Here is a 24178-nt window from a genome sequence, read left to right as displayed (position 1 = left end):
CGCTGTGCCTGGTACACCAGGCCAGGCACAACCTAGCAATGACAAGGCACGCCATGATCATCGGTACAGCCGGCCACATCGACCACGGTAAAACCACCCTCGTCAAAGCCTTGAGCGGGGTCGATTGCGATCGCTTTGCTGAAGAAAAACGGCGCGGCATGACGCTCGATCTGGGTTATGCCTACACACCGAGCTTTGGCTTTATCGATGTGCCCGGCCACGAAAAACTGGTGCACAACATGTTGGCCGGCATTACCGGCATCGATTTCGCCTTGCTGGTCATTGCTGCCGATGACGGCCCCATGCCGCAAACCCGTGAGCACCTGCACATTCTCGAGCTGCTCGACATCCCGCGCGCTGCCATTGCCTTGAGCAAGATCGATAGCGTCACGCCGGAACGTTTACACAGCGTTCACGAAGAAATTCGCCGCTTGCTCGCCACAACCCGTCTGGCCGATGCCCCTATTTTTCCCGTTGCTGCGCCACATAACGAGGGCATCGCGGCCTTGTACGCACATCTGACAGCGGCCGCCGCCAAGACACAAAAAGCCAATACCCACGGCGGTTTTCGTCTGGCGATCGATCGTGCGTTCAGCCTGCCCGGCGCTGGCACTGTGGTCACCGGCACGGCTTTTTCCGGGCAGGTGCGTATTGGCGACGTACTACGCCTCTCGCCCGGCGCACACAGCGCACGCGTACGCAGTCTGCGGGTGCAGGATCAAATTGCCGAAAGCGGCCAGGCCGGCCAACGTATCGCCATCGCGCTGGCCGGTATCGACAAGGCCGAGGTGCGTCGTGGGCAATGGGCACTCGACCCGCAACTCCACCTGCCGACCCGCCGTCTGGATGCCAAACTTCATGTGCGCCCCGGTGAGGCTCCCCTCAAACATTGGACCCAGGTGCATCTACACCTGGGGGCCGAAGACGTACCCGCCCGCCTCGCCTTGCTCGGCGCAGACATCATTTCGCCCGGCAGCAGCCATTGGGCACAGCTTTATCTGGAGCGCGACATCGGCGCCTTGAATGGTGACCGTTTCATTCTGCGCGATGCCAGCGCCCGTCATACCCTGGCCGGCGGTATCGTACTCGACACCGCGCCACCCAGCCGGCGCAAAGCCAGTCCCGCCCGGCTTGCCCTACTCGCCGCCCTCGCAGAGCCCGATCCTGGCGCAGCCCTGCAACTCGCCGCCGAGCAACAAAGTGCCGGCATCGATCTGGCCAGCTACGCTCGCCAGCGCAATTTACCGAGAGAAACCCTCGCCACACTCTGTCAACGCCTAGGCTTACAAGTCATCGATGACACGGCCTTTGCTGCCGGCAACTGGCAGGCCCTGCGTGAGCGCTTACTCAAGGCCTTGGCCGCAGAACACGAGCGCGCCCCCGACCTCCCCGGCGTCGAGCGCGAACGCCTGCGCCGCTTGACCCTGCCCACGCTCGCCCGCAGCGCTTTCAATGCCCTGCTGCACGAACAACTCAGCCACGCCAAAATCGCCCAGAGCGGAGCCTGGTTGCATTTACCCGAGCACCGCATCGAACTGGCTGCCGCTGACCACGCCCAATGGCAAGTTATCGCCCCACTTTTTAGCGCGCAAACCCATAATCCGCCTCGCGTGCGCGAACTCGCCCGCAGCAGCGGCCTGGCCGAAGCCAATGTACGCGCCCTGTGCAAACGCCTGGCCCGCCACGGTACGCTTTGGCCAGTCGCGCAGGATCATTTTTTCAGCGCCCCGGCCGTTGCCGAATTGGCGCATCACGTCGCCCGCCTCAACGCGCAACACGGCCACGCCCGTGCCGCTCATTTGCGCGATATCATCGGCGGCGGGCGCAAGGTTGCCATACACATCCTCGAATTCTTCGACCGCATCGGCTACACTCGCCGCGTGCGCGACACCCATGTATTACGCGGCGATCCCGAGCAGTTCGGCACGCCAGAGTTATGAAACGGAAGAGATCGTTCCCCGGTGGGACGGCCGGTCTTCAAAACCGGCAGGGCCTGTCAGACAGGCTTGGGTAGGTTCGACTCCTGCTCTCTTCCGCCAATTTTTCACACGACAAACCCATGCCTACCCCTTTTTTCGGCGCAATTCCTGATGATTGCCTCTACGATCCAGCACACGATATGTGGCTGCGAAAATTAGGCGGGGATGTGCTGCACATCGGGGCGAGTGCTTTTGGTGTGCATTTGGCGGGTGAGGTGATTGCTTTTACCAGCAAACCCCGAAATGCAAAGGTGCTACGGGGGCGAGGCATGGGGACGATCGAATGCCGAAAAACGGTGTTGGCCGTCCATGCGCCAATCTCCTTTATCTTGTTGCAAGGTAACGACGATGCGGAAGAGCACCCAGCGCACATCAATCTCGATCCATACGGCAAAGGCTGGATGGCCCAGGTAAAAGCAAGCGCCTGGGAGCAGGAGAGCGCTTTATTGCTCGATGCGCCAGCCTATCGTAAGCATATTTTGCATCTGGACCCAGAGGCACGCTTTGTCTGAAATCCTCAGTGCCCCCTCCTCTGTAAGTCTGGCCTTTTTAGTTCATGGCGTTAGGCCAGAGCATCCTGAAGCGGTGTTGACACCGCTCGTGCATGCGCTGGCGGCACGCGCACTCGATGCCGAGGTCGAAATTCATTTCGCCGGGCCTGCGGTACGTTATCTGTGCCAAAACATCGCACACAACTGCTGGCCCCACCCCGGGCAGGAAAAATCTTTGGCGGCCTGGCTCGACGAAGCCCACGCTGCCGGTGTGCATTTTTTTGCCTGCAGCATGGCGCAGGCAGCATGGCTGGGAGCCAATGACAGCCTGCGTGCCGAGGTCAAAAGTGCCGGGGCGACAGCTTTTGTGGCGCGCAGTCTGGATCCCGCCTGGCGCACCTTGGTGTATTAATGACGCCGGCTGAGCGCCTGAGCCAAACCAGCGCCGTCATTCTGGCAGGCGGCCTTGCCCGGCGCATGGCAGGTGCCGATAAGGGTTTGCAGCTACTCGCCGGTGAACCGCTCATCGCGCACGTTCTGACGCGTATACGCAAACAGGTCGGCCCGATTTTTATCAACGCCAACCGTAATCAATCCGACTATGCGACTTTTGCTTACCCGGTAATTGGCGATGTATTCCCCGGTTTCATTGGCCCACTCGCCGGTTTGCACGCCGCATTGAGGGTTTGTCAAACGCCTTATCTTGCTTCTTTACCCTGCGATTCACCCTATTTTCCGGAAAATTTGATCGCTCAACTGCACAACGCACTTTCCGAAAGCGCGGCTCCACTTGCCGTTGTACGCCAGGCAGGGCGTGTGCATCCGGTTTTTTGCTTGTGCCGGCGCAGTGTTTTACCCGCTCTGGAGCACTATCTTGCACGGGGAGAACGACGTTTTATGACTTGGCTGGAAGAATCTGGCTGCGCATATGCCGATTTTCCTGCCAGCGCAGAGGATTTTTCCAATTTCAACACCCTTGCTGCGCTACACAGCGCCGCAGCTCCTTCCGCTTAAACCCACCATGCCGCGCTATTCCCATATCCTGTTCGATCTCGATGGCACCTTGATTGATTCTGCCCCGGCCATTTTGGCGAGTTTCAAGGCTGCTTTCACCGCCTGCGCACTAACGCCGGTACGCGCCATAAGTGCCGATATCATTGGTCCGCCCTTGACAGAAACCCTGCAAATTCTTTCTGGTAGCGTTGATCCAGCCCTAATCAATCGCTTGAGCGAGGCCTTCAAAACAAGTTACGACAGCACGGGTTATCGTGCGACCACGGCCTACGCCGGGGTGACTGAATTGCTTATATCGCTAAAAACGGCCGGCTGCACACTGGCGATTGCAACCAATAAACGCCTCTATCCAAGCCGTTTGATTCTGGATTTTCTCGGCTGGCAGAATTATTTTTCTCAGGTTTACGCGCTCGATTTATTTAGCCCGCGCCTGCCGGATAAAGCGACCCTGCTGACACGCTTGATCGAAGACCACGCCATTCCAAAAACCGCCGCAGTTTATATCGGCGACCGTGCCGAAGATGGCCATGCCGCCCAGGCCAATGCACTGCCTTTCATCGCTGCAAACTGGGGTTATGGGAGTTTGAGCGCCGCCGAACTTTTGCCCGGCTGGAAGATAGCAAGCACCCCAGAAATTTTGCTAAATCAATTATTTGCGACGTAAGACCGTGACAGCTTTGCTCATTCTGCACACCGGCGGCACCATTGGTATGCGACCAGGCAGGCAGGGTTTGCAAACTGACCCTGATTTCATTGATCGGCTGAAGGGATTTCTTGCCGGCACTGAATTTCGTCAGTATCCCATCACTGTTCACAGTCTACCGCCGATCGACAGCGCCAATCTGCAAACCAAGCATTGGCAAGCTATGGCCACCCATCTGCATGCGCACTGGACGGATTACGCCGGGTTCATCATTTTGCACGGCACCGATACCCTAGCGTGGAGCGCGGCGGCCTTGTCTTTCATGTTTCAGGGCTGCGACAAGCCGATCATTTTTACCGGCGCACAAATTCCGTTAAGCAACGCTGGTGGCAAGCAAATATCCGATGCTCCGGCCAATCTGCGCTTGGCTTTGACAGCTGCCAGGCAGCCGCAGCTCAAGGAAGTCTGCATTGCCTTTGGCGGGCAGCTGCTGCGCGGCAACCGTGCGCGAAAAATCGGTGCACAGGATTTTGTGGCTTTTGTTTCACCCAACTACCCGGTTTTAGGAAGGCAAGATGAAGCCGGAAAACAGGTGTTTCACGTGGAACATTTTCTGTCAGAAAAGCCACAAAACTTCTGCATTCCACGATTCTTGCCACATGCCCTGGCTGTTTTACCAATCTATCCAGGTATTTCCAGCCGCAGCGTCAAGGCACTTCTGGCTGAACCCAATCTGCGCGCAATCATTTTGCAAACCTATGGCAGCGGTAATGTTCCAGATGCTGATTCAGCACTCATCGAGAGTTTACGGGCAGCCCAGGAACAAGGGGTTTTTCTCGTTAACACAACGCAATGCTGGCATGGCCAAGTTGCCCAAGAAACCTACGCCACCGGCAGCATACTGAAGAAGCTGGGCGTTATTCCCCTTGCGGACATCACACCGGAAGCTGCCCATGCAAAACTCAACTTTTTGTTGGCAAGTGAAGAAGACAGCAACGAACTGAAGAAGAAGATCAGTTTGAATCTGGCTGGAGAAATGATTTCTCCAGCCCAGTAATTACAGCATCAAATATCGATACGTGCCGTCAGGGCATTGTTTTCAATGAATTCACGACGTGGTTCAACATTTTCACCCATCAAGGTCGTGAAAATTTCATCGGCAGCAATCGCATCATCGATTTGCACGCGCAATAAGCGACGCACCGTGGGGTCCATGGTGGTTTCCCAAAGCTGCTCCGGGTTCATTTCACCCAAACCTTTATAACGTTGCTTGCTAATACCCCGTTCAACTTCATTAAATAACCACTTGATGGCTTCACCAAAAGTGCTGATGGCTTGTTTTTTCTCGCCGCGCTGAATCGCTGCGCCTGCAACAAAAAGATCAACCAAGGTTTCTGCCGTACGTTTGATTTGCAGAAAATCTCCGGAGAGGAGCAAATCTTCATCGATCATGCCAATCTTCAGATTACCGTGGTGCATACGCTCGACGCGCAAGATCCAACGTTCCTGAATATCATCGTATTTCACGCGTACCGTCGTATCGGGCGGTGTGTGCAAAGACAAAGCGGCCGCGCTTTGCTGCGCACCCGCTTCATTACTTAAATCAATGGCAATATTGTGGCGGACAACTGCATGCAAAATATCGGGGTGCACCAAATGCGCCAGACGTTCAATCACTGCCTCCGTAGCCAACCAGTTGCGCGCAAGATTTTCTAAGGCTGAACCGCTGATTGCTTCACCGGCTTGCGGTATTAAAACGGCTTCATTGAGCGCCATATTGAGCAAAAACTGATGATATTCCTGATCATCCTTTAAATAACGCTCTGTTTTACCGTGTTTAACCTTGTAAAGCGGCGGCTGAGCAATATAAACGTAACCGCGCTCGATCAATTCCGGCATCTGACGATAAAGCAAAGTTAATAACAAAGTACGGATGTGTGCACCATCAACGTCCGCATCAGTCATGATGATGACACGATGGTAACGTAATTTATCGATATTAAAATCGTCCTTACCAATTCCGGTACCCAATGCCGTAATCAAAGTAACGATTTGATCCGACGAAATCAATTTATCGAAACGTGCTTTTTCTACGTTCAACACCTTGCCGCGCAAGGGCAAAATAGCCTGAAATTTACGGTCACGACCTTGTTTGGCGGAACCCCCGGCAGAATCGCCCTCGACAATATAAATTTCACAAAGCGCGGGATCTTTTTCCTGGCAATCTGCCAGCTTTCCGGGCAGACCAATGCCATCGAGCACACCTTTACGGCGTGTCATTTCACGCGCTTTGCGTGCCGCCTCCCGCGCACGGGAAGCTTCAACGATCTTTCCGCAGATTACTTTCGCATCGGCGGGGCGTTCCAATAAAAAATCCGTCAATTTTTGCGCCACGACTTCTTCAACCGCCGGGCGTGCTTCAGAAGAAACCAATTTCATTTTGGTTTGTGAAGCAAATTTTGGATCGGGCATTTTGATCGACAACACACAGGCCAGACCTTCGCGCATATCATCGCCCGAAATATCAACCTTGGCTTTCTTGGCAATTTCGTTTTCGTCAATATATTTATTGATAACCCGCGTCATTGCTGCCCGCAAACCCGTCAGGTGCGTGCCGCCATCCGATTGCGGAATGTTATTGGTAAAACACAATACCTGTTCCTGGTAAGTATCATTCCACTGCATGGCGACTTCAACACCAATCATAATGTCATCCGCGACCTTGGCTTGGCCCGCGGAATAAAAAATGTTTGGATGCAAAACACTTTTGTTGCGATTAATGTATTCAACAAAACTTTGTACACCGCCGGCAAAAGCAAACAATTCTTCCTTGCCGCTACGTTGGTCGACCAATTTGATACTGACACCGTTATTCAGGAAAGAAAGCTCGCGCAAGCGCTTGGCAAGAATTTCATAGTGAAATTCGACATGACTGAAAATTTCTTCATCCGCTAAAAAATGTACCTCGGTACCGCGTTTTTCAGCATCACCAATAATTTTCAAGGGCGAAACTTCTACACCATCGACAATATTAATTTCACGATTTACCGGCACACCGCGCTGGAATTCCATGAAATGTTTTTTACCGTCACGACGTATCGTCAAACGTAAAAATTTAGACAATGCATTGACACAAGAAACCCCAACGCCGTGCAAACCACCAGAAACTTTGTAGGAATTCTGGTTAAATTTTCCTCCAGCGTGTAATTCTGTCAGTGCAATTTCAGCAGCAGAACGCTTGGGTTCGTGCTTGTCATCCATTTTGACGCCAGTTGGAATGCCCCGTCCGTTGTCAATGACAGAAATTGAATTATCTGGATGAATGGTGACGATAATCTCATCGCAATATCCGGCCAATGCTTCGTCAATAGAATTATCCACGACTTCAAACACTAAATGATGCAAACCGGTGCCGTCAGACGTATCACCAATATACATTCCTGGGCGCTTGCGTACGGCTTCCAGGCCTTCCAGAATTTGAATACTAGATTCACCATAGGCTGGCACGGTATCTTGCGGGAGATTAGTTTCACTCATTCTGCTGACTTTCTTTAAAACCCATTAACATAAAGGCAGATTTTTGTTTCTGCCTCACAGTTTTAATTATTAAATTCAAATACGCATGGGCATTACGACATATTTGAATTGTGTATTTTCTGGAACAGTCAATAATGAACTTGAAGCAGCATCATTGAAGCTCCAAAGCACCTCGTCAGTTTGTACATTATTCAACATATCGAGCAAATAGCTGACATTAAATCCTGCATCAATGGATTCATCGTTGTAATCTACTTCGATTTCTTCAATTGCTTCTTCTTGCTCAGCATTAGCTGCAATAATTTTCAAAGTATTATCCGCCAAAATGACACGCACGCCACGCAATTTTTCTATGGTTAAAATAGCCGCTCTCTGCATGGCTTGAATCAACTGCAAACGGTTCAGGCGGATTTGGTGGCGTAAACTGTTTGGAATTACCCGTTCAAAATCTGGAAATTTTCCATCAATCAATTTCGATACTAAGGTGACGTTATCAAAAGCAAAACAAATTTGACTATTGGTCATGCTGATATTGAGCGGTTCTTCATTGTCACTGAGTAAGCGATTCAATTCCAAAACAGTTTTTCGCGGCAAAATCATTTCCTGACGCGGCAATTCTTTATTGATTTCAATACGTGAAAAAGCCAGGCGATGACCATCTGTTGCTACGCTGGTCAGTTCCTTTCCATCGACCAAGAGCATCATTCCGTTCAAATAATAGCGCACATCTTGCGTAGCCATTGCATATTGTGTTTTACCAATTAATTGGCGAAATGCGCGCTGGCTGATGGAAAAACTATGACTTTCACCCTCACTCAAAGCCATACGCGGAAAATCATCTGCCGGCAAAGTTTGCAAACTGAAGCGGCTTTTTCCGGCACGGATTAGCAAGCGTTTTTCATCAAGACTCAAACTGATTTCTGTGCCTTCAGGCAAAGAACGCAAAATGTCCTGCAATTTTTTAGCGCCTACCGTGACCGCACCATTTTCATCACCTATTGCACCCTGCGTGTGCGTTGTGATCTGAATTTCGATGTCAGTTGCAAGAAAAGTCAGATGTTCACCCTGCTTTTCAAGGAGTACATTCGAAAGAATGGGTAAGGTATGACGGCGTTCGACGATGCCCGAAACAGACTGCAGGGGTGCCAGCAGTGTCTCTCTTTGACTTTTAATAAGAGCCATATATAAAAATCCTTTAAAGACTAAGTCAGGAATACTTCTGTGAATAAGTGAAAATTTTCTTTAATAATCAGTGTGTTATTTGTTTATTTCTGGTCTTGGAAAGTACCTGTGAAAGCTGTGAATGAATTCTGTATAACTTATCCACAAACGAATTTTTTTGTAGTTATACCCAAACCATCAACAGCTTGTACACAAGGTCTTCCCCAAGAAGGTTTGGTTTTCGGAAATTGAACCATGTTTTTGCCTAGCCTTTGAGCACTTGCAGTAGAACATGCAAGTCGTGATTGAGTTCGTTGTCCTTGTTGCGCAGCGAGTCTATCGTTTTGACGGCATGAATGACGGTAGTGTGATCACGCCCGCCAAAGGCGTCACCAATTTCGGGAAAGCTGTGCGAGGTTACTTCCCGTGTCAGCCACATGGCAATCTGGCGCGGTCGAGCAATGGCACGGGTGCGTTTTTTTGAAAAAATTTCACCAACTTTGATTTTGTAGTAGTCAGCCACCGTCTTCTGGATGTAATCGATACCGATGTTACGCACGGAGTTGATCAGATCTTTGAGTGCTTCCTTTGCCAGATCAAGTGAAATCGGACGACCGTGGAAAGATGCGTAAGCCAGCACTTTTTTCAGGGCGCCTTCCAGCTCGCGCACATTGGAACGCAGATGTTTGGCGATGAAAAAAGCAACATCGTCACCGAGCAGGATGCTATCTACAGCAGCTTTTTTTTGCAGAATGGCGACGCGCATTTCAAGTTCGGGCGGCTCGATTTGTACGGTCAAACCCCAATCGAAGCGGGTTACCAGACGATCATCCAGACCATTTATGTCTTTTGGATAGGTGTCGCAGGTGATGATGATTTGTTTGCGCGCTTCAATTAACGCATTGAATAAAAAGAAAAATTCTTCTTGCGAGCGGTTTTTTCCATTAAAAAATTGCACATCATCAAGCAATAAAACATCGGTAGCGCGGTAGTTGCGTTTGAAGCTGTCGAAAGATTTTTGCTGGTAGGCACGCACAACATCGGAATAATAATCTTCGGCGTGGACGTAGCGCACCAGGGCATCTGGGCGTTCGGCCAAAATTTGATTGCCAATGGCGTGAATCAGATGGGTTTTACCCAAGCCGGCACCGCCATAAATAAAGAGTGGGTTGTAGGCACCCCCTGGGTTGCTGGAAACCTGTACGGCTGCTGCACGGGCAAGATCATTGGCACGGCCGACGACTAAATTATCGAAAGTAAAATTAGAAAACAAACGCGATTTTTCATGGTTGTTTGTTTTTTTATTAAATTTTACAAAGTTCTGTTTTCCTTGTATTTCAGGTGCGGCGGAATTTATTGATGAATTTTTTGTGCTGTCTTCTAGTTGCCTTGGCGCAGTGTTTTCTTGCTGTATTGCATTGATTTTGTTGGCATTGGCGCTCTGTTTGGCCGTGCTGCCCGTCGCAATATGCAAGCTGATGTTGATTGGCGCAGCAAAGAAAGCTTCCGCTTGCCGCTCGATTTCTTGCAAAAATTTTTCCCGTACCCATTTCAGGATAAAGCCGTTGGGTGCAAGGAGTTGCAAGCCTTGTTCACAGGCTGTGGATTCGCCTTCCAGGCGCAAGGGTTTGATCCAGGTATTGAATTGCTGTGCAGGCAACTCTGCGGCGAAGCGCTGTAGACAGGATTCCCAGAAGGCGGACATGAAAAACGAAACTCCTTGTGCTGAAAAGCAATGACAAAATCAATCTGAACGAAAAAATTTCATTCGTGAAAAACAGAGAATAAAAGATTGATTTTTAATGTTTTATTATAATTTATCGTTATTTTTTGAGCATATTTGCGTTTTTTTAGCAAGCAAGAAAGCAGAAAAATTAGCTCACGGGGAACAGGGGATTCTAACCCGCACATGAAAAGTTATCCACAAGCTTCAGAAATAAATCTGCTTGACACAATACGGTGAAACAAGGTGTAATCACGCGTTTTTCTCCGCTCACTCAAGGAATTACGACATGAAACGCACCTATCAACCGTCGGTCGTGCGCCGCAAGCGCACCCATGGCTTCCTGGTTCGTTCGCGCACCAAGGGTGGCCGCGCCGTCCTCGCCGCGCGCCGCGCCAAGGGCCGCAAGCGCCTGGCCGTCTGAGTCGGCGCAGCCGGTGTTGTACCGGACGCCCGACGCTGTGAAGCACTGCTTTACCCGACGCGATCGATTGACCAAAACGGATGAATTTTCATCCGTTTTTGGTTTTCGCAGAGCCATTCGTGGCCAGTGGCTGATGTTGCACTACCAGCCACGCTCCGTATCGCGTTGTGAACAGCAAGCGCCTGCAGCGCCGCCGCAGACATGTGGGCAGACGGCGCGATTGGGTTTGGTGGTCGGCAAGAAACTACTGAAGCGCGCCGTTGACCGAAATCGTCTGAAACGTGTCGTGCGGGAAAATTTCCGTCTGCGCCGTTCAGAGTTGCCGCCTTGTGATCTGGTGCTGCGGCTGACTGTCAAGGGTGTTCCGCTGTTGGGCGCGGATCTGGCGGCTGAGGTCAATACCTTGTTCGACCGGCTGTCCAGTCGCCTCGAGCGGCAATCAGAAAAACCGGAAAAAGCCGGCGAAACCCTTGCCCAATTCATCCGGCAAGCGCCCGCAAAGACAGGGAATACGGCGTGAAATGGCTGTTGATTGCGCTGGTTCGTGTATACCAATATGCCATCAGCCCGCTGACCGGGCGCCGCTGCCGCTTTTTTCCCACCTGTTCCGAATATACGATCGACGCCTTACGCCAATACGGTGCCTGGAAAGGGGGCTGGTTGGGTGCGAAGCGAATTTTTCGCTGCCACCCCTGGCACCCGGGCGGTTATGATCCCCTCCCTTGATTCAACTTTCAAAGCATAGGCCCATGGATACTCGTCGCCTGATATTGGTCATGATTTTTGCTTTCTCCAGCTACATGCTGTGGGAAAACTGGCAGCGCTATAAAAACCCGCCCCCCGTCACGTCGGCCACGGCGAATGCGACGCTTACGTCAAGCCAGACGAACAGCGAAGCGCCGCAACCCTCGGTTAATTTGCAGGCTAGAGGGGAAACAACGGGGGAAACCGCGGGAGCAATGCCGGGCGCAGAAGCGCAGCCCGTCTCCACGCGTGCCGAAACTTTCACGGTGACGACCGATCTCGTGAAAGCCGTAATTTCAACCCAAGGCGGTGACATCGTTGGCCTGGAGTTATTGAATTACAAAGAAAATGATGACAAGGAAAAGAACTTTCATCTTTTTGATGACCAGCATCAATACCATGCGCAGAGCGGGCTGATCGGCAATAAGCTGCCGTCGCACCGTAGTATTTTCCGCCGTATCGAAGGGCCGCTGGAACTTGCGGCCGGGCAAGATAGCTTGCAAATTCGCCTGGAAGCAGAGGCTGTCCAAGGCGTGCGCGTCGCACGCATTCTGACTTTCAAACGCGGTAGTTATGTTGTGGATGCCGCGTGGGAAATCGTCAATGGTTCCGAACAGGCCATTACGCCGCACGCGTATTTTCAGATCCAGCGCGACGGTACCGAGCCGGCTGGCGGCAATATGATGATGCACACCTTTACCGGCCCGGCAGTCTTTACCGATGCGGAAAAATATCAGAAGGTGAAATTTGACGATATTGCAGATAAAAGCGCCAAATTTTCCAAGGCCGCCGACAATGGCTGGCTGGCGATGGTGCAGCATTACTTTGTCTCCGCCTGGGTGCCGCAAGCCGGCGTGCAGCGCGAGTACTACATGCGCAAACTCGAAGGCAGCGCCTTGTATCAAATGGGCGTCATCGTGCCGGTGGGCGAGCTTGGCCCAGGTACCAGCAAAACGACCGCCGTCAGCCTATTTGCCGGCCCGCAGGAACAAGCTGCGCTCAAAGCAACTGCGCCAGGCTTGGATCTGGTGGTCGATTACGGCTGGCTGACCCTGATTGCCGCGCCGATTTTCTGGGCACTGCAATTTATTCATACCCTGGTGGGTAACTGGGGTTGGGCTATCGTGGTGCTGACCATCGCCATCAAGCTCGCTTTTTTCCCGCTGTCCGCCGCTTCCTACAAATCCATGGCCAAAATGCGGGTGGTCACACCACGCTTAAAGCAGCTGAAAGAGCGCTACGGTGACGACAAGGCGCGCCTCAACCAGGAAATGATGAAGCTCTATCAGAGCGAAAAGATCAATCCCCTGGGCGGTTGTCTGCCGATTCTGATCCAGATTCCAGTCTTCATCGCGCTCTACTGGGTGTTGCTCGGCGCCGTGGAAATGCGCGACGCGCCGTGGATCGGTTGGATTACCGACCTCGCCTCGGCCGACCCTTATTACATCCTGCCCGTCATCATGATCGTTTCGATGTTCGTGCAGATGAAGCTCAACCCCACCCCGCCGGACCCCATCCAGGCCAAGGTGATGATGGCCATGCCGCTGATTTTTGGTGTCATGTTCCTCTTCTTCCCCGCCGGTCTGGTGCTGTACTGGGTGGTGAATAACATTCTCTCCATTGCTCAGCAATGGCAGATCACCCGCATGATGGAACAGGGCGGCAAGGCTGCCAACGACGCGAAAGCCTGAGGTGTGGCGCGCGTAAAAAACGACACCATCGCCGCCATTGCCACGGCTCCCGGCCGTGGCGGCGTGGGTGTCATCCGCATTTCGGGCAGCGCCTTGCTGCCCTTTGCTTTGACGCTGACGGGTAAAAACCCGCCACCGCGCCACGCCACGCTGGCCCAGTTCAAGGCCGCCGATGGCAGTTCCATCGACAGCGGGCTGCTGCTCTATTTTCCCGGCCCCAATTCCTTCACCGGCGAAGACGTGCTCGAATTGCAAGGCCACGGCGGGCCGGTGGTGATGCAGATGCTGCTTGCCCGTTGCCTCGACCTTGGCGCGCGGCTGGCCGAGCCCGGCGAATTCTCCCGCCGCGCCTTTTTGAACGGCAAGATGGATCTCGCCCAGGCCGAAGCCGTGGCCGACCTGATCGACGCCGCCACCGCCAGCGCCGCCCGCTGCGCCGTGCGCTCCTTACAAGGCGAATTCTCCCGCGCCATCGGTGAACTGAACGAAGAACTGATCAATCTGCGCATGCTGGTCGAGGCGACGCTGGATTTTCCCGAGGAAGAAATCGACTTCCTCCAGGCTGCCGATGCCTTTGGCCGCCTGCAACGCCTGCAAGGCAAACTTGGCGAAATTTTCCAGCGCGCCGGTCAGGGCAAACTGCTGCAAAGCGGCTTACACGTCGTGCTGGCGGGGCAGCCCAATGTCGGCAAATCATCGCTTTTGAATTGTCTGGCGGGCGATGATCTGGCCATCGTCACCCCCATCGCCGGCACCACCCGCGACGCCCTGCGCTCGACCATCCAGATCGAGGGCATCCCGCTGCACATCATCGATACGGCGGGCCTGCGCGACACCGACGACGAAGTGGAAAAAATCGGCATCGCCCGCAGCTGGCAGGAAATTGAGCGTGCCGACGTCGTCCTGCTCCTGGTCGACGCCCGTGCCGGCATCGGCGCGGACGATCAAGCCATTCTCGACCAACTCCCCGCGCAATTGCCGCGCATCGTCGTGCACAACAAAATTGATCTCGCCGGCCAAACCCCTGCCAGCTACCAAGAAGCGGGCGGCACCGGCATCGTCCTCTCGGCCAAGGCCCGCCTGGGCATCGATTTATTGCGCGCCGAACTCCTGCGCATTGCCGGCTGGCAACAAACCGAAGACGTCTTCATCGCCCGCGAACGCCACCTGCGCGCTCTGAATCTCGCCCGCGAGCACGTCGACAGCGCCAGCCGGATCGTGCATGGCCCGTTCCCTGCCCTTGAACTTTTTGCCGAAGAACTGCGTCTGGCGCAGCAGGCGCTGGCTCAGATTACCGGTGAATTTACCGCCGACGACCTTTTAGGGGTGATTTTCAGTCGGTTTTGCATCGGCAAGTGATTGCCGCTAAGCTAAATCCAGCGGACTGACCACACCGCGCCCGCCCTTGTTCAGCACATGGGTATAGATCATGGTCGTAGCTTTGCCCGAACCGCTTCATCCAGCCACGGCAAGTTGACGCCCAGCACTTCGCGCTAAAGAAACAACAAAGTCGACAATGCCTGATTCTGCGTCGCGGCAGCAACATTTCCCTCGATCGCGAGATGCATCAAAAACCGCTCCACCTCCCGCGCGCCCATGTCTTTCGGGTGCCTTTTGTCATGAAAAATGATGTAGTAACTTGCCCATTGGACATGCTGCGTTTCTGTCCGTATGCTGTAGTGCTTCAAGCGCAGACGGTCACGCAACTGGTCCAGCAATTTGGGTGCTTTTTCCGGCGTGGTGGCTTGTTTCGTTCGTTTTCCATAGAATCTTATGAATCAATGGGATGGTGTTTAATGAATTTGTTTATACACCGTTTTTGGAATATGTATACACCGGGTGCGGTGTATACTGAACGTTAGGTTTTCTAAGAGGCCCCCATGCTCTATCGCGGTATCAACAAACAAGCGGACGAAGCGAATGCGGGCCGCCTCTTGTCAAAGGGAACGTCCGTTGAAGTTGTCCCGAAACTCGATGGAAAGTGGAAGGCCGACGGAAAATTCAAATGCGGGCCTTGTGAATCAAATACCGCTAGAGCGCACCAAATTGAATCTGGGTTGTATAGCGGGTGTGGAATCTCGACATCTCGTTCTGAACAAATCGCTATTCGCTTTGCTACCACCGAGCGTACCGAGGACGGATACGTTTACGTCATCGACGAAGAATTGCTGGAGGGTGCGGGCGTTATCGCCTACGAGTTTCCAGACCCACTGAATCCTCACGAACGGGAGGTAACGTTAATTGAGAAGTCGGGCGCTTCATTACCGGAGTCAGTAATCGTTGAAAAGTATGCGGTCGGTAGTGATGGCAAGAGAACCTAACCCTGCGGTCAACACGGACTTTGCGCGAAAAGCCGCGCAAAGTCCGGTTACCTCCACGTTGGGCATCTTGGTTCACTCCGCGAGGTTAAATTGACCCACAAATTACTACTCGTTGATTTTGAGAACGTTCAACAAGTTGATCTGAACCGACTTGATAACAACTTTCATGTTGTTATTTTTGTCGGATCAAGTCAGAAAAGTGTTCCAATTGATCTTGTTGCAACTGCTCAACGGCTTGGTGATCGGGTCGAGTGGCAGCGCGTCGATGGAAACGGCAGCAATGCCCTCGATTTTTACATTGCATGTCAGCTTGGGCGTGTAATCGAGAAATCACCGAGCCTTCATTGCATCGTCCTGTCTAAAGACAAAGGGTTCGATCCGTTGCTTAGGCATCTGAATAAAAACGGCTTGAAGTGCAAGCGCATAAACAGCCTTCTCGAACTTGAGCCGAAATCTGCCACAACCGAAGAGCCAAATTACAAGCGTGTGTTCGAGTTGCTGAGTAAATCTGAGAAGAAATCTCGACCCCGAAAGCGCGCAACTCTGTCGCAACACATTTCATCCATGTTTCAGAAAAATATTGCTCAAAGCGACGTCGACAGAATCATCGATATTCTCTTTGCAAACAAAATGATCTCCGAAACCAACAACACCATTACCTATGAGTTCTAAGCTGCCCAACCAATCATTCCACCGGACCTGCGTGAAAAACCGCGCAGCCCGGTGAATTTAGACGTTAGGCCTTGCCTCAATCCCAATCAGGTTCCGTCATGAACGAAGACATTTTCCGAATCGCCCGCTTTCAAGCCAGAGAATTACTCACTCGAATATTCAACTTCGAAGAGTGCATGGATGATCACGACATGATTCTGATCATGGATGCCTTTGCTCAGGCAACACAATTAGCATGCCCTCTCACTGAAGGTCTTTACCAAGCTGTAATCGACGAATCCTTCGAAACATTCAATCAATTCTGTATTGAGGCAAATCCCAATAACACTCGTTCAGAAAACTTGAAATACTTCAAGAAATTGCTTCCCAAGAAGCCGAAATCATCCAAAGCAATGACATGACCTATTGCTAAACGCCATTTTTGTCAGCGGCTGTTGCGGCCTAACTCGCCAATCAATCCAACCGACAAAAAGCTACGTTTTTTAGTTCCCTCTGCGCTGTGCACTCTGGCGGCGGATTATCTCCAACGTTGGGCGTCTCAGTAGTGGAAACGCAATTGGGCGATCTGGAGTTGGTCGCCTTCAACCCGATACACCATGCGGTGCTCGTTCGTGATTCGGCGTGACCAAAATCCTGAGAGGGCATGTTTCAGCGGCTCTGGCTTGCCCACGCCGCTAAATGGTTCTCGCTGGGTTTCGCGAATCAGCTTGTTAATCCGCTCCACCATCTTCCTGTCCTGCTTCTGCCAATACAGGTAGTCTTCCCATGCCTCGTCTGCGAAAACCAGCTTCACTTTCACTTGGCCAGTTTCTGCTCAACGCCTTTACCGGCGTTCAGTTGAGTTGCTGCCGCGAGAAGGCGCTTTGCGTTCGCCGGCGTGCGCAGAAGATAGGCGGTCTCTTCCAGCGCCTTGTAGTCTTCGAGTGAGAGCATCACAACCGACTGCTCTCCGTTGCGAGTGATAATCAGCGCTTCGTGGTCGTTGCAAACTCTGTCCATCGCGCTGGCCAACTTTGCGCGAACCGCTGTGTAGGTAATCGCATCCATTTCAGGCCTCCTTATATGTACGTGTTAATGTACATATGCGCTAGCCAATTGTCTACCATCGGCGGCCAGACGCCCAACCCGGCGCTCAACCGGATTGCCTGCAAGCTTCGCTTGCAGGTCCTCTCCACCTCCACCTCCGGCGGCCGGTTAGCTCTACGTTAGCCACCCGCAGGCCCTCATTGAATATGATAGCGTTTTTAGCTATCATCAGATTATGAACAACAAACATCGCAAAACGCTTTCAGCAATCTTTGCTCGACCGACGTCTGCGTCTATCGTGTTTGCCGACATCGAAGCCCTAATCAAATCAATTGGTGGTTGCGTTTCAGAGCGCGAAGGATCACGCGTCAAGATCGAACTGAATGGTGAACAGTGGCGCTGCCATCGGCCGCATCCAGGCAAAGAGGCCAAACGTTATCAGATCGAAGAAGTTCGAGAGCTATTGGAACGTGCAGGAGTACAGCAATGAACACTATGACATACAAAGCTTATACCGCTCGCGTCGAGTATGACGAGCGTGACGATATTTTCGTCGGCCGGATTCTCGGCATTCGCAACATCATCAGCTTTCATGGCGAAACGGTTGCCGAATTGCGTGCCGAGTTCGAGCTTGCGGTCAAGGATTACCTGGCCGACTGCAAGCAGCAGGGAGTAGCTCCTGAGAAGCCGGCTTCCGGCAAGTTGCTGCTACGCGTACCGCCCGAAGTTCATGGTCGCGCACTGGTTGCTGCGCAGGCTGCGGGCAAGAGTCTCAATCAATGGGCTACCGAGGCCTTGCAACATGCCGCGCAACCCTGTGGTTAACCCATCATTCCACCGGACTTGCGCGAAAAGTCGCGCAGACCGGTGAATTCAAACGTTAGCCCGCAGAGTAAATCCATGCTTACAGTACCCCGCGTCAAAATTTGCTGTATTTCCAGTGTCGAAGAGGCTCGCCTTGCAGTCCAGATGGGGGCATCCGCACTCGGTCTGGTGTCGCACATGCCCAGCGGCCCAGGTGTCATCTCGGACGAACGCATTGCCGAAATCGCCCGTTCAGTTCCTCCGCCGATTGCCACTTTTCTTCTTACATCTCTGCAAGAGGCCGATGCCATCGTGCAGCAACATGCCGTTTGCCAGACTTCGACGCTGCAACTCGTTGATTCGGTAGCTATCTCTGAGCTGCAAAAGCTGCGCCGTCAACTTCCGTCTGTGAAGCTCGTTCAGGTCATCCACGTGATGGGCGATGAGTCGTTTGAAGAAGCCCGCGCCGTGGCAGAGTTTGTCGATGCACTTCTGCTTGATTCTGGCAATCCGAACTTGGCGGTCAAGGAGTTGGGCGGCACTGGGCGAGTGCATGATTGGGAAGTCAGCCGAAAAATCTGCCAGCAAATCGATTGTCCAGTTTTTCTGGCAGGCGGCATTCGCGCCGCCAACGTCCGAGAGGCCATACAGGCCGTCCAACCCTTCGGCCTGGATCTGTGCTCCAGTGTGCGCAATGACGGCAAACTCAGTGCAGAGCGACTTGGCGAGTTCATGCGGGCGGTGCGCAGTGCAGCCTAATTTTTAACCTACAGGCCTAGCTCTACGTTAGCCCTCAAAACAATGTCACGCGCCCAAGCAACCGTCGGCATAGTCCTCCTTGTGATTGGCTCTGTGCCATTCGCATTGCTTAGTTTCGTTTGGCTGGTGTTTCTCGCCACTTCATTTTTCATGCTGTCGGCATGGAGCTTGGCGCTTCTATTGTCTGTTGCGAAGGTTGTAGCGCTAATGGCGCTCTTTTGGTTCGGAGCGTTGCATGTTGGGCACCGATTGTTTTCAATGTATTCGGGCAAGCCAAGGCTCACCAGAAAGTGGCTTCTGCCGCTCGCGTCTATCGCACTGGCCGCAGCTTGCATTGCCATTTGGTTTTTTTCGTTGCAAGACACGAAGGCACTTTTCCCCGCGCCCGCATTTCTCAGTCCCATATTGGCTGTGCCATTCGCCTTCTTGGTGCGGGGAAAGCAATGAGCCGATCGAGAGCGAATCCTTTAGTCAAGCAGAAGAAACAGCGGATGAACAAACAAGGGGGCCGTAGCCCCCTTGTTTTAGTGCGGGTTTTCCAGTTCGTTCGGCTTACTTGCCAAAGGGTTGCGGACGCGGCGTGCTGTCGGAAGACGGCGGCAGGATCGGCAGCTGGAAGTTCGGCTGGTCGCCGGTCAGGGTTTTCAGGAAGGCGACGATCTTGGCGTTTTCTTCCTTGTTGAACTTCTTGCCCAGTTGCAGGCGGCCCATGACATCGACGGCTTCGGTCAGGGTGTTGGCGGCACCGTCGTGGAAGTAGGGATAGGTCATTTCGACGTTACGCAAGGTCGGCACCTTGAAGTTGAAGCGGTCGGCATCGTTGCCGGTCACTGCGGCGCGGCCGTCGGGCATATTGCCTTTGTACGGCTCGACCAGGCCCATTTTTTGGAAGGAGTTGCCGCCGACGGCTTCACCATTGTGGCAGGCGACACAGCCGCTGTCCTTGAACAGGGCGTAGCCGGCAAGTTCTTGCGGGTTCAGCGCATCTTTTTTACCAAGTAGCCATTGGTCAAAACGCGAGTTCGGGGTGACCAGAGTCTTTTCAAATTCGGCGATGGCGGTCGTGACTTGATCGATGTCGATCTTGTCCTTGCCGAAAACCTGTTTGAATTCGCGGACATAACCCGGAATCGAAGCGAGTACGTCGATGGCCAGGGTGTGGGTGAAGGCCATTTCGCCTGGGTTGGCGATCGGGCCACCCGCTTGCTCCTTCAAGTCGGCAGCGCGGCCGTCCCAGAACTGGGCGAGATTGAGGCTGGAGTTGAGCACGGTCGGTGAGTTGATCGGGCCTTGCTGCCATTTATCGCCGATGGAGGTCGGAATGTTGTCGGTGCCGCCCATGGACAGGTTGTGGCAGGAGTTGCAGGAGATGAAGCCGGATTTCGACAGGCGGGGGTCGAAGTAAAGCTTTTTGCCCAGTTCGGCCTGGCCCAGATTGATGTTGGCAGGCGGTTTGATCGGGCTGATCGGTTCATCGTTCGCGGCATGTACGGCAGTGAATACGGCCAGGCCGGAGATGAGCGCGATAGCAGACGATAAAATGGTCCGTTGCATTGTTTTCTCCCTCTTAGGATGGTGATGGATAAGATTTGTCTGAGCATTGTCTCGACCTGTGTCATAGTACAGTTGATCTAAGTCAATGTTTTCTATGGGTTTAGCCTATGCCTCCCATAGCCTTACCCTATAACTCGATTGTCAGGAGAAAAATGCATGACCTTGACGGAGCTTCGTTACATTGTGGCGCTTGCCCAGGAAAACAATTTCAGCCGCGCCGCCGAGCGTTGCTCAGTCAGCCAGCCCACCTTGAGCGTGGCCATTGCCCGTCTGGAAGATGAATTGGGCGTGCAGCTGTTCGAGCGCGGCAAGGGATTTGTCAGCCCCAGTCTGGTGGGTAGCCAGCTTGTGGCGCAGGCGCAAACGGCGCTGGATGAAGTCGAAAAAATTCGTCAGATTGCGCTGCGCGGACGCGACCAACTGGAGGGGCCCCTGCGCCTGGGGGTGATCCATACCATAGGGCCGTATCTGCTGCCGAAGCTGATCCACGCCCTGAAAGATGTAGCCCCCAGCATGCCGTTATTGATCGAGGAGAACATGACGGCGAATCTGGCCGACATGCTGCGCGACAACGATATCGACGTTGCTATTCTGGCCCTGCCGTTCAATCTGCCGGGGGTGGTGACGCGTGCGCTGTACGACGAGGTGTTCAAGGTGATCGTGCCGGTGGGGCATGATTGGGAGAAAGAAACGCATATCGCGCCGGAAAACGTCGCCGGCGATGAGGTTTTACTCCTGAAAGCCGGTAACTGTTTTCGCGATCAAGTGCTGGGGGCTTGTCCGCAGGTCAGCAGCCCGGAAACGGATGTGCGCTTGGGGCATTCGATCGGCACCATCCGCTGCATGGTGGCTTCCGGTCTGGGCGTCTCGGTGCTGCCGGAAAGCGCTCTGCAGCACCCGTACAATAACGATATGATTCGCGCCATCCCGTTTACCGACCCGCAACCTTCGCGCCGCGTTGCGCTCGCCTGGCGCGTCGGTTTTGTCCGGCCCAAGGCGATCGATGCCTTGCTGGAAGCGGTGCGCAGACTGGATTCGCCGGCTTGCCAACTCGTTTTGTGATGATTTTTTATGCGCCACCACGATAACCCCGCAGCGCAGGTTTTAGCGCATTACCAGAATTTTCAGGCCTGTTTAGAAGCTGGGGGCAAGCGGGGGCGGGCGGGTATCAGCGTCGATATTGTGGGTTTTCGTCGTTATCAAGGCGATTGGGTGGGGGCCGTCGTCACGCCCTGGTTCATCCATTTATTGCTTTTGCCGGGGGGCGGTGAGCTATGGCGTGAGCTGGCCGCCGGGGAAACCTTGCGCGTGGCTTTTCCGGCGGGTGATCTGGAGTTTGTGATGGAGCACAGCGCCGATGCGGCTTTGCCGGTCCATGCTTTTGCCACGATTCTTGCCCCGCTCGATGCGCTGGCGGATCAAAACGCCGCCTTGGCGAGCGCGGTACAGGCGCTGCAGCTGATTTTTGATCCGGGGTGTGTGCCAGCGCCAGCGGCGGCTGCGCCAGATGTAAAGGCAGCGGAAAATACCCCGGCGGGTATTGATCGGCGCGGATTTTTCCGCCGTCTGGCCGGGCGGCGCGGATTAGGGTAATTCGCTCAAGAGCAGACAGCGCAGCAGCCCGAGTTCTTCCAGAACCATGGCGCGTGCATCGGCAAGATCGCAGGCATTGCGTACTTCGATGAGCTCGCGCCGGCCGTCGAGATAGCGTACGGCGGCCTGGTAGTTTTTCCGCTGCGCGAGAGCGAATTTTGTTTTTTTCTGCGGTGTTTGTGCGGCGAGCATGGACTTCCCCTTTGGTGTTATTTTCGAGTGCTACGGGGGCATCCTAAGCTAGAACCAGTTATTGAAAAATAGGACGGAGGTCATATGGAAGCGCCTGTTTTGCATAGGAAAATGCCGCCAGCAAGATGCTTGATTCATTAATCGATGCACTAGGATTTGTCTTAGAAAAACATCGGAAGCTTTGTGGTCTGGGCAAAACAGGTCGAGACGCCGTGCCTGCGAAGCTGTTAAATTGCGCGTTTTGCTCATCCGTGAATTGCCATGTCTGCCGCCCCTGATTACCTTGAAAAAATTCTCAACGCGCAGGTCTATGATCTGGCGGAGGAAACCCCGCTCGATCTGGCGGACAACCTTTCCGCTCGCGTCAATAACCGTATTTGGTTGAAACGCGAAGACATGCAGCCGGTGTTTTCCTTCAAGCTGCGCGGGGCCTACAACAAGATTGCCAGTCTTTCAGCGGAAAAACTCAAGCGCGGTGTGATCTGCGCTTCCGCCGGCAATCACGCGCAGGGTGTGGCGCTGTCGGCGCGCTATCTGGGCTGCCGGGCGGTGATCGTGATGCCGGTGTCGACGCCGCAGATCAAGGTGGACGCCGTGCGCCAGCGTGGCGGCGAGGTGGTTTTGCATGGTGATTCTTATGATGCCGCCTATGCGCAGGCCCGCGAGCTGGAGAAAAATCAAAAACTCACCTTCGTCCATCCCTTCGACGACCCGGAGGTGATAGCCGGGCAAGGCACCATCGCCATGGAAATTTTGCGCCAGCACTCGCGCCACAACGGCCCCTTACATGCTGTGTTCTGCGCCATCGGCGGCGGCGGTCTGGCGGCGGGGGTGGCCGCTTACATTAAGCGTCTGCGCCCGGAAATCAAGGTGATCGGGGTGGAAACCTTCGATGCGGATGCGATGAAGCAGTCCATCGCCGCCGGCAAACGCGTGCAATTACCGCAGGTTGGCCTGTTTGCCGACGGCACCGCGGTCAAATACGTCGGCGAGGAAACCTTCCGCCTGTGCCGCGAGCTGCTCGACGACATCGTGCTGGTCGATACCGATGCCATTTGCGCTGCGGTCAAGGACGTGTTCGAGGATACGCGCTCGATCCTGGAGCCTTCCGGCGCGCTGGCCGTGGCCGGGGCCAAGGAGTACGCCCGCCAGCACAAGCTGAAGGACAAGAATCTGGTGGCGGTGACCTCTGGTGCTAACATGAATTTCGACCGCCTGCGTTTCGTTGCCGAACGCGCCGAATTCGGCGAGCAGCGCGAAGCGGTGTTTGCCGTGACTTTGCCGGAAAAACCGGGCGCCTATAAAAAATTCCTGGCCTTGCTCGGGCAGCGTAATCTGACGGAATTCAACTACCGCTATAACGCCGCGCACGAAGCGCACGTCTATGTCGGCATTCAGGTGAGCGGGCGCAAGGAGTCGGAAAAGCTCGCCGAAACGCTGCGCAAACACGCTTACCCCACGCTGGATTTAAGCGACGACGATCTGGCGCGCAACCACGTGCGCCACATGGTCGGCGGTCATGCACCGCAGGCGCAGCAAGGCGATTTGCAGGAGCTGATCTACCGTTTCATCTTCCCCGAACGCCCGGGCGCGCTGATGAATTTTCTGGAAAAAATGAGCAGCGGCTGGAACATCAGCCTTTTTCATTACCGCAACCACGGCGCAGATTACGGCCGCGTGCTGGTCGGCATGCAGGTACCCCGTGGCGAAATGCAGGCGTTCCGGCAGTTTCTCAAAACCCTGGGCTATGCGCACTGGGATGAGAGCGCCAATCCGGTGTACAAGCTCTTTTTGGGTTAGTCTGAAAAAGAATAAATATTTCTGTTTTTATTCTTTTATGTTCGTTTTGT

Annotated in this window: 28 protein-coding genes and 1 tRNA gene; 21 read left to right on the top strand and 8 right to left on the bottom strand. The window is 53.7% G+C overall.

The annotated features are described in order from the left end of the window. Nucleotides 1–53: 53 nt before the first annotated feature. From selB to ACM62Q_RS00250, 7 genes are all read left to right on the top strand, one after another. Nucleotides 54–1940, top strand: coding sequence for a selenocysteine-specific translation elongation factor (selB, locus tag ACM62Q_RS00280; protein WP_415032965.1), 1887 nt, complete (start codon nt 54–56; stop codon nt 1938–1940). Between the two features lie 3 nt (nt 1941–1943). Then, a tRNA-Sec gene (locus ACM62Q_RS00275) sits at nt 1944–2039 on the top strand. A 20-nt stretch (nt 2040–2059) separates the two neighbouring features. Next, nucleotides 2060–2491, top strand: coding sequence for a glycine cleavage system protein H (locus ACM62Q_RS00270; RefSeq protein ID WP_415032964.1), 432 nt, complete (start codon nt 2060–2062; stop codon nt 2489–2491). Then, nucleotides 2433–2882 (top strand): DsrE family protein, encoded by a 450-nt coding sequence (locus ACM62Q_RS00265; protein ID WP_415032963.1) that lies wholly within the window; start codon nt 2433–2435, stop codon nt 2880–2882. Before ACM62Q_RS00270 ends, ACM62Q_RS00265 begins: the two co-directional genes overlap by 59 nt. Next, nucleotides 2882–3484, top strand: coding sequence for a molybdenum cofactor guanylyltransferase MobA (gene mobA / locus ACM62Q_RS00260; protein ID WP_415032962.1), 603 nt, complete (start codon nt 2882–2884; stop codon nt 3482–3484). The genes ACM62Q_RS00265 and mobA overlap by 1 nt, the downstream gene beginning before the upstream one ends. Nucleotides 3485–3491: 7 nt before the next feature. Further along, nucleotides 3492–4148: an HAD family hydrolase gene (locus ACM62Q_RS00255; protein WP_415032961.1), complete on the top strand. Its 657-nt coding sequence runs from the start codon at nt 3492–3494 to the stop codon at nt 4146–4148. Between the two features lie 4 nt (nt 4149–4152). Next, nucleotides 4153–5184, top strand: coding sequence for an asparaginase (locus ACM62Q_RS00250; RefSeq protein ID WP_415032960.1), 1032 nt, complete (start codon nt 4153–4155; stop codon nt 5182–5184). An 8-nt stretch (nt 5185–5192) separates the two neighbouring features. On the opposite strand, the gene gyrB is transcribed toward ACM62Q_RS00250, so the two are convergent. From gyrB to dnaA, 3 genes are all read right to left on the bottom strand, one after another. After that, complete coding sequence (gene gyrB, locus ACM62Q_RS00245; protein WP_415032959.1) at nt 5193–7664, bottom strand: DNA topoisomerase (ATP-hydrolyzing) subunit B; 2472 nt, start codon at nt 7662–7664, stop codon at nt 5193–5195. A gap of 75 nt (nt 7665–7739) precedes the next feature. After that, the gene (dnaN, locus tag ACM62Q_RS00240; protein WP_415032958.1) at nt 7740–8846 is read right to left on the bottom strand and encodes a DNA polymerase III subunit beta; all 1107 of its coding nucleotides are present in this window, start codon (nt 8844–8846) and stop codon (nt 7740–7742) included. Nucleotides 8847–9090: 244 nt separating this feature from the next. Further along, nucleotides 9091–10530, bottom strand: a complete 1440-nt coding sequence (gene dnaA / locus ACM62Q_RS00235) for a chromosomal replication initiator protein DnaA (protein WP_415032957.1) — start codon at nt 10528–10530, stop codon at nt 9091–9093. Nucleotides 10531–10837: 307 nt separating this feature from the next. Between dnaA and rpmH the strand changes: the two genes are divergently transcribed. Genes rpmH through mnmE form a run of 5 tightly spaced genes read left to right on the top strand, consistent with a single transcriptional unit; the run spans nt 10838 to nt 14766 of the window. Beyond that, nucleotides 10838–10972: a 50S ribosomal protein L34 gene (rpmH, locus tag ACM62Q_RS00230; protein ID WP_027457001.1), complete on the top strand. Its 135-nt coding sequence runs from the start codon at nt 10838–10840 to the stop codon at nt 10970–10972. Further along, entirely contained in the window at nt 10914–11492 is a 579-nt protein-coding gene (gene rnpA / locus ACM62Q_RS00225; RefSeq protein WP_415033025.1) for a ribonuclease P protein component, read from the top strand. The genes rpmH and rnpA overlap by 59 nt, the downstream gene beginning before the upstream one ends. Beyond that, a complete protein-coding gene (gene yidD, locus ACM62Q_RS00220) occupies nt 11489–11698 on the top strand; it encodes a membrane protein insertion efficiency factor YidD (protein ID WP_415032956.1) in 210 nt (69 codons plus the stop codon). Before rnpA ends, yidD begins: the two co-directional genes overlap by 4 nt. 23 nt (nt 11699–11721) lie before the next feature. Next, complete coding sequence (yidC, locus tag ACM62Q_RS00215; protein ID WP_415032955.1) at nt 11722–13407, top strand: membrane protein insertase YidC; 1686 nt, start codon at nt 11722–11724, stop codon at nt 13405–13407. 3 nt (nt 13408–13410) lie between these two features. After that, nucleotides 13411–14766, top strand: a complete 1356-nt coding sequence (gene mnmE / locus ACM62Q_RS00210) for a tRNA uridine-5-carboxymethylaminomethyl(34) synthesis GTPase MnmE (RefSeq protein ID WP_415032954.1) — start codon at nt 13411–13413, stop codon at nt 14764–14766. A gap of 134 nt (nt 14767–14900) precedes the next feature. Here the strand turns inward: mnmE and ACM62Q_RS00205 are convergent, their stop codons facing one another. Continuing rightward, nucleotides 14901–15125 (bottom strand): phage integrase N-terminal SAM-like domain-containing protein, encoded by a 225-nt coding sequence (locus ACM62Q_RS00205; protein ID WP_415032953.1) that lies wholly within the window; start codon nt 15123–15125, stop codon nt 14901–14903. Nucleotides 15126–15287: 162 nt separating this feature from the next. Here ACM62Q_RS00205 and ACM62Q_RS00200 point away from each other — a divergent pair, with 162 nt between their 5' ends. From ACM62Q_RS00200 to ACM62Q_RS00190, 3 genes are all read left to right on the top strand, one after another. Then, a complete protein-coding gene (locus ACM62Q_RS00200; protein WP_415032952.1) occupies nt 15288–15728 on the top strand; it encodes a hypothetical protein in 441 nt (146 codons plus the stop codon). 90 nt (nt 15729–15818) lie between these two features. Further along, nucleotides 15819–16400 carry a PIN domain-containing protein gene (locus ACM62Q_RS00195; RefSeq protein ID WP_415032951.1) on the top strand — a complete coding sequence of 194 codons (582 nt, stop codon included), beginning with the start codon at nt 15819–15821 and terminating at the stop codon, nt 16398–16400. Nucleotides 16401–16498: 98 nt separating this feature from the next. Further along, complete coding sequence (locus ACM62Q_RS00190; protein WP_415032950.1) at nt 16499–16801, top strand: hypothetical protein; 303 nt, start codon at nt 16499–16501, stop codon at nt 16799–16801. Between the two features lie 137 nt (nt 16802–16938). On the opposite strand, the gene ACM62Q_RS00185 is transcribed toward ACM62Q_RS00190, so the two are convergent. Together ACM62Q_RS00185 and ACM62Q_RS00180 are read right to left on the bottom strand one after the other, a co-directional pair. Further along, nucleotides 16939–17193, bottom strand: a complete 255-nt coding sequence (locus ACM62Q_RS00185) for a Txe/YoeB family addiction module toxin (protein ID WP_415033024.1) — start codon at nt 17191–17193, stop codon at nt 16939–16941. Nucleotides 17194–17195: 2 nt separating this feature from the next. Next, a complete protein-coding gene (locus tag ACM62Q_RS00180) occupies nt 17196–17447 on the bottom strand; it encodes a type II toxin-antitoxin system Phd/YefM family antitoxin (protein WP_415032949.1) in 252 nt (83 codons plus the stop codon). 214 nt (nt 17448–17661) lie between these two features. Between ACM62Q_RS00180 and ACM62Q_RS00175 the strand changes: the two genes are divergently transcribed. From ACM62Q_RS00175 to ACM62Q_RS00165, 3 genes are all read left to right on the top strand, one after another. Then, nucleotides 17662–17916 carry a type II toxin-antitoxin system HicA family toxin gene (locus tag ACM62Q_RS00175; RefSeq protein WP_415032948.1) on the top strand — a complete coding sequence of 85 codons (255 nt, stop codon included), beginning with the start codon at nt 17662–17664 and terminating at the stop codon, nt 17914–17916. Next, the gene (locus tag ACM62Q_RS00170; RefSeq protein WP_415032947.1) at nt 17913–18251 is read left to right on the top strand and encodes a type II toxin-antitoxin system HicB family antitoxin; all 339 of its coding nucleotides are present in this window, start codon (nt 17913–17915) and stop codon (nt 18249–18251) included. The genes ACM62Q_RS00175 and ACM62Q_RS00170 overlap by 4 nt, the downstream gene beginning before the upstream one ends. Nucleotides 18252–18326: 75 nt before the next feature. Continuing rightward, nucleotides 18327–18989, top strand: coding sequence for a phosphoribosylanthranilate isomerase (locus ACM62Q_RS00165; protein ID WP_415032946.1), 663 nt, complete (start codon nt 18327–18329; stop codon nt 18987–18989). A 552-nt stretch (nt 18990–19541) separates the two neighbouring features. Here ACM62Q_RS00165 and ACM62Q_RS00160 read toward each other — a convergent pair. Next, on the bottom strand, nt 19542–20543 hold the full coding sequence (locus ACM62Q_RS00160) for a cytochrome-c peroxidase (protein WP_415032945.1): 1002 nt from the start codon (nt 20541–20543) through the stop codon (nt 19542–19544). Nucleotides 20544–20699: 156 nt separating this feature from the next. Here ACM62Q_RS00160 and ACM62Q_RS00155 point away from each other — a divergent pair, with 156 nt between their 5' ends. Beyond that, nucleotides 20700–21605 carry a hydrogen peroxide-inducible genes activator gene (locus tag ACM62Q_RS00155; RefSeq protein ID WP_415032944.1) on the top strand — a complete coding sequence of 302 codons (906 nt, stop codon included), beginning with the start codon at nt 20700–20702 and terminating at the stop codon, nt 21603–21605. A gap of 9 nt (nt 21606–21614) precedes the next feature. Further along, entirely contained in the window at nt 21615–22136 is a 522-nt protein-coding gene (hybE, locus tag ACM62Q_RS00150) for a [NiFe]-hydrogenase assembly chaperone HybE (RefSeq protein WP_415032943.1), read from the top strand. Here hybE and ACM62Q_RS00145 read toward each other — a convergent pair. Then, nucleotides 22128–22328 carry a hypothetical protein gene (locus tag ACM62Q_RS00145; protein ID WP_415032942.1) on the bottom strand — a complete coding sequence of 67 codons (201 nt, stop codon included), beginning with the start codon at nt 22326–22328 and terminating at the stop codon, nt 22128–22130. The two genes, hybE and ACM62Q_RS00145, sit on opposite strands and share 9 nt — an antisense overlap. A 261-nt stretch (nt 22329–22589) precedes the next feature. Between ACM62Q_RS00145 and ilvA the strand changes: the two genes are divergently transcribed. Beyond that, the gene (gene ilvA / locus ACM62Q_RS00140; protein ID WP_415032941.1) at nt 22590–24128 is read left to right on the top strand and encodes a threonine ammonia-lyase, biosynthetic; all 1539 of its coding nucleotides are present in this window, start codon (nt 22590–22592) and stop codon (nt 24126–24128) included. Nucleotides 24129–24178: the final 50 nt, after the last annotated feature.

Origin of the sequence: Azonexus sp., assembly GCF_047638095.1 — a bacterium.
Lineage (GTDB): Bacteria > Pseudomonadota > Gammaproteobacteria > Burkholderiales > Rhodocyclaceae > Azonexus.
Note: the sequence above shows the minus strand (reverse complement) of the source record. Positions and strands in the feature narration are given on the sequence as shown.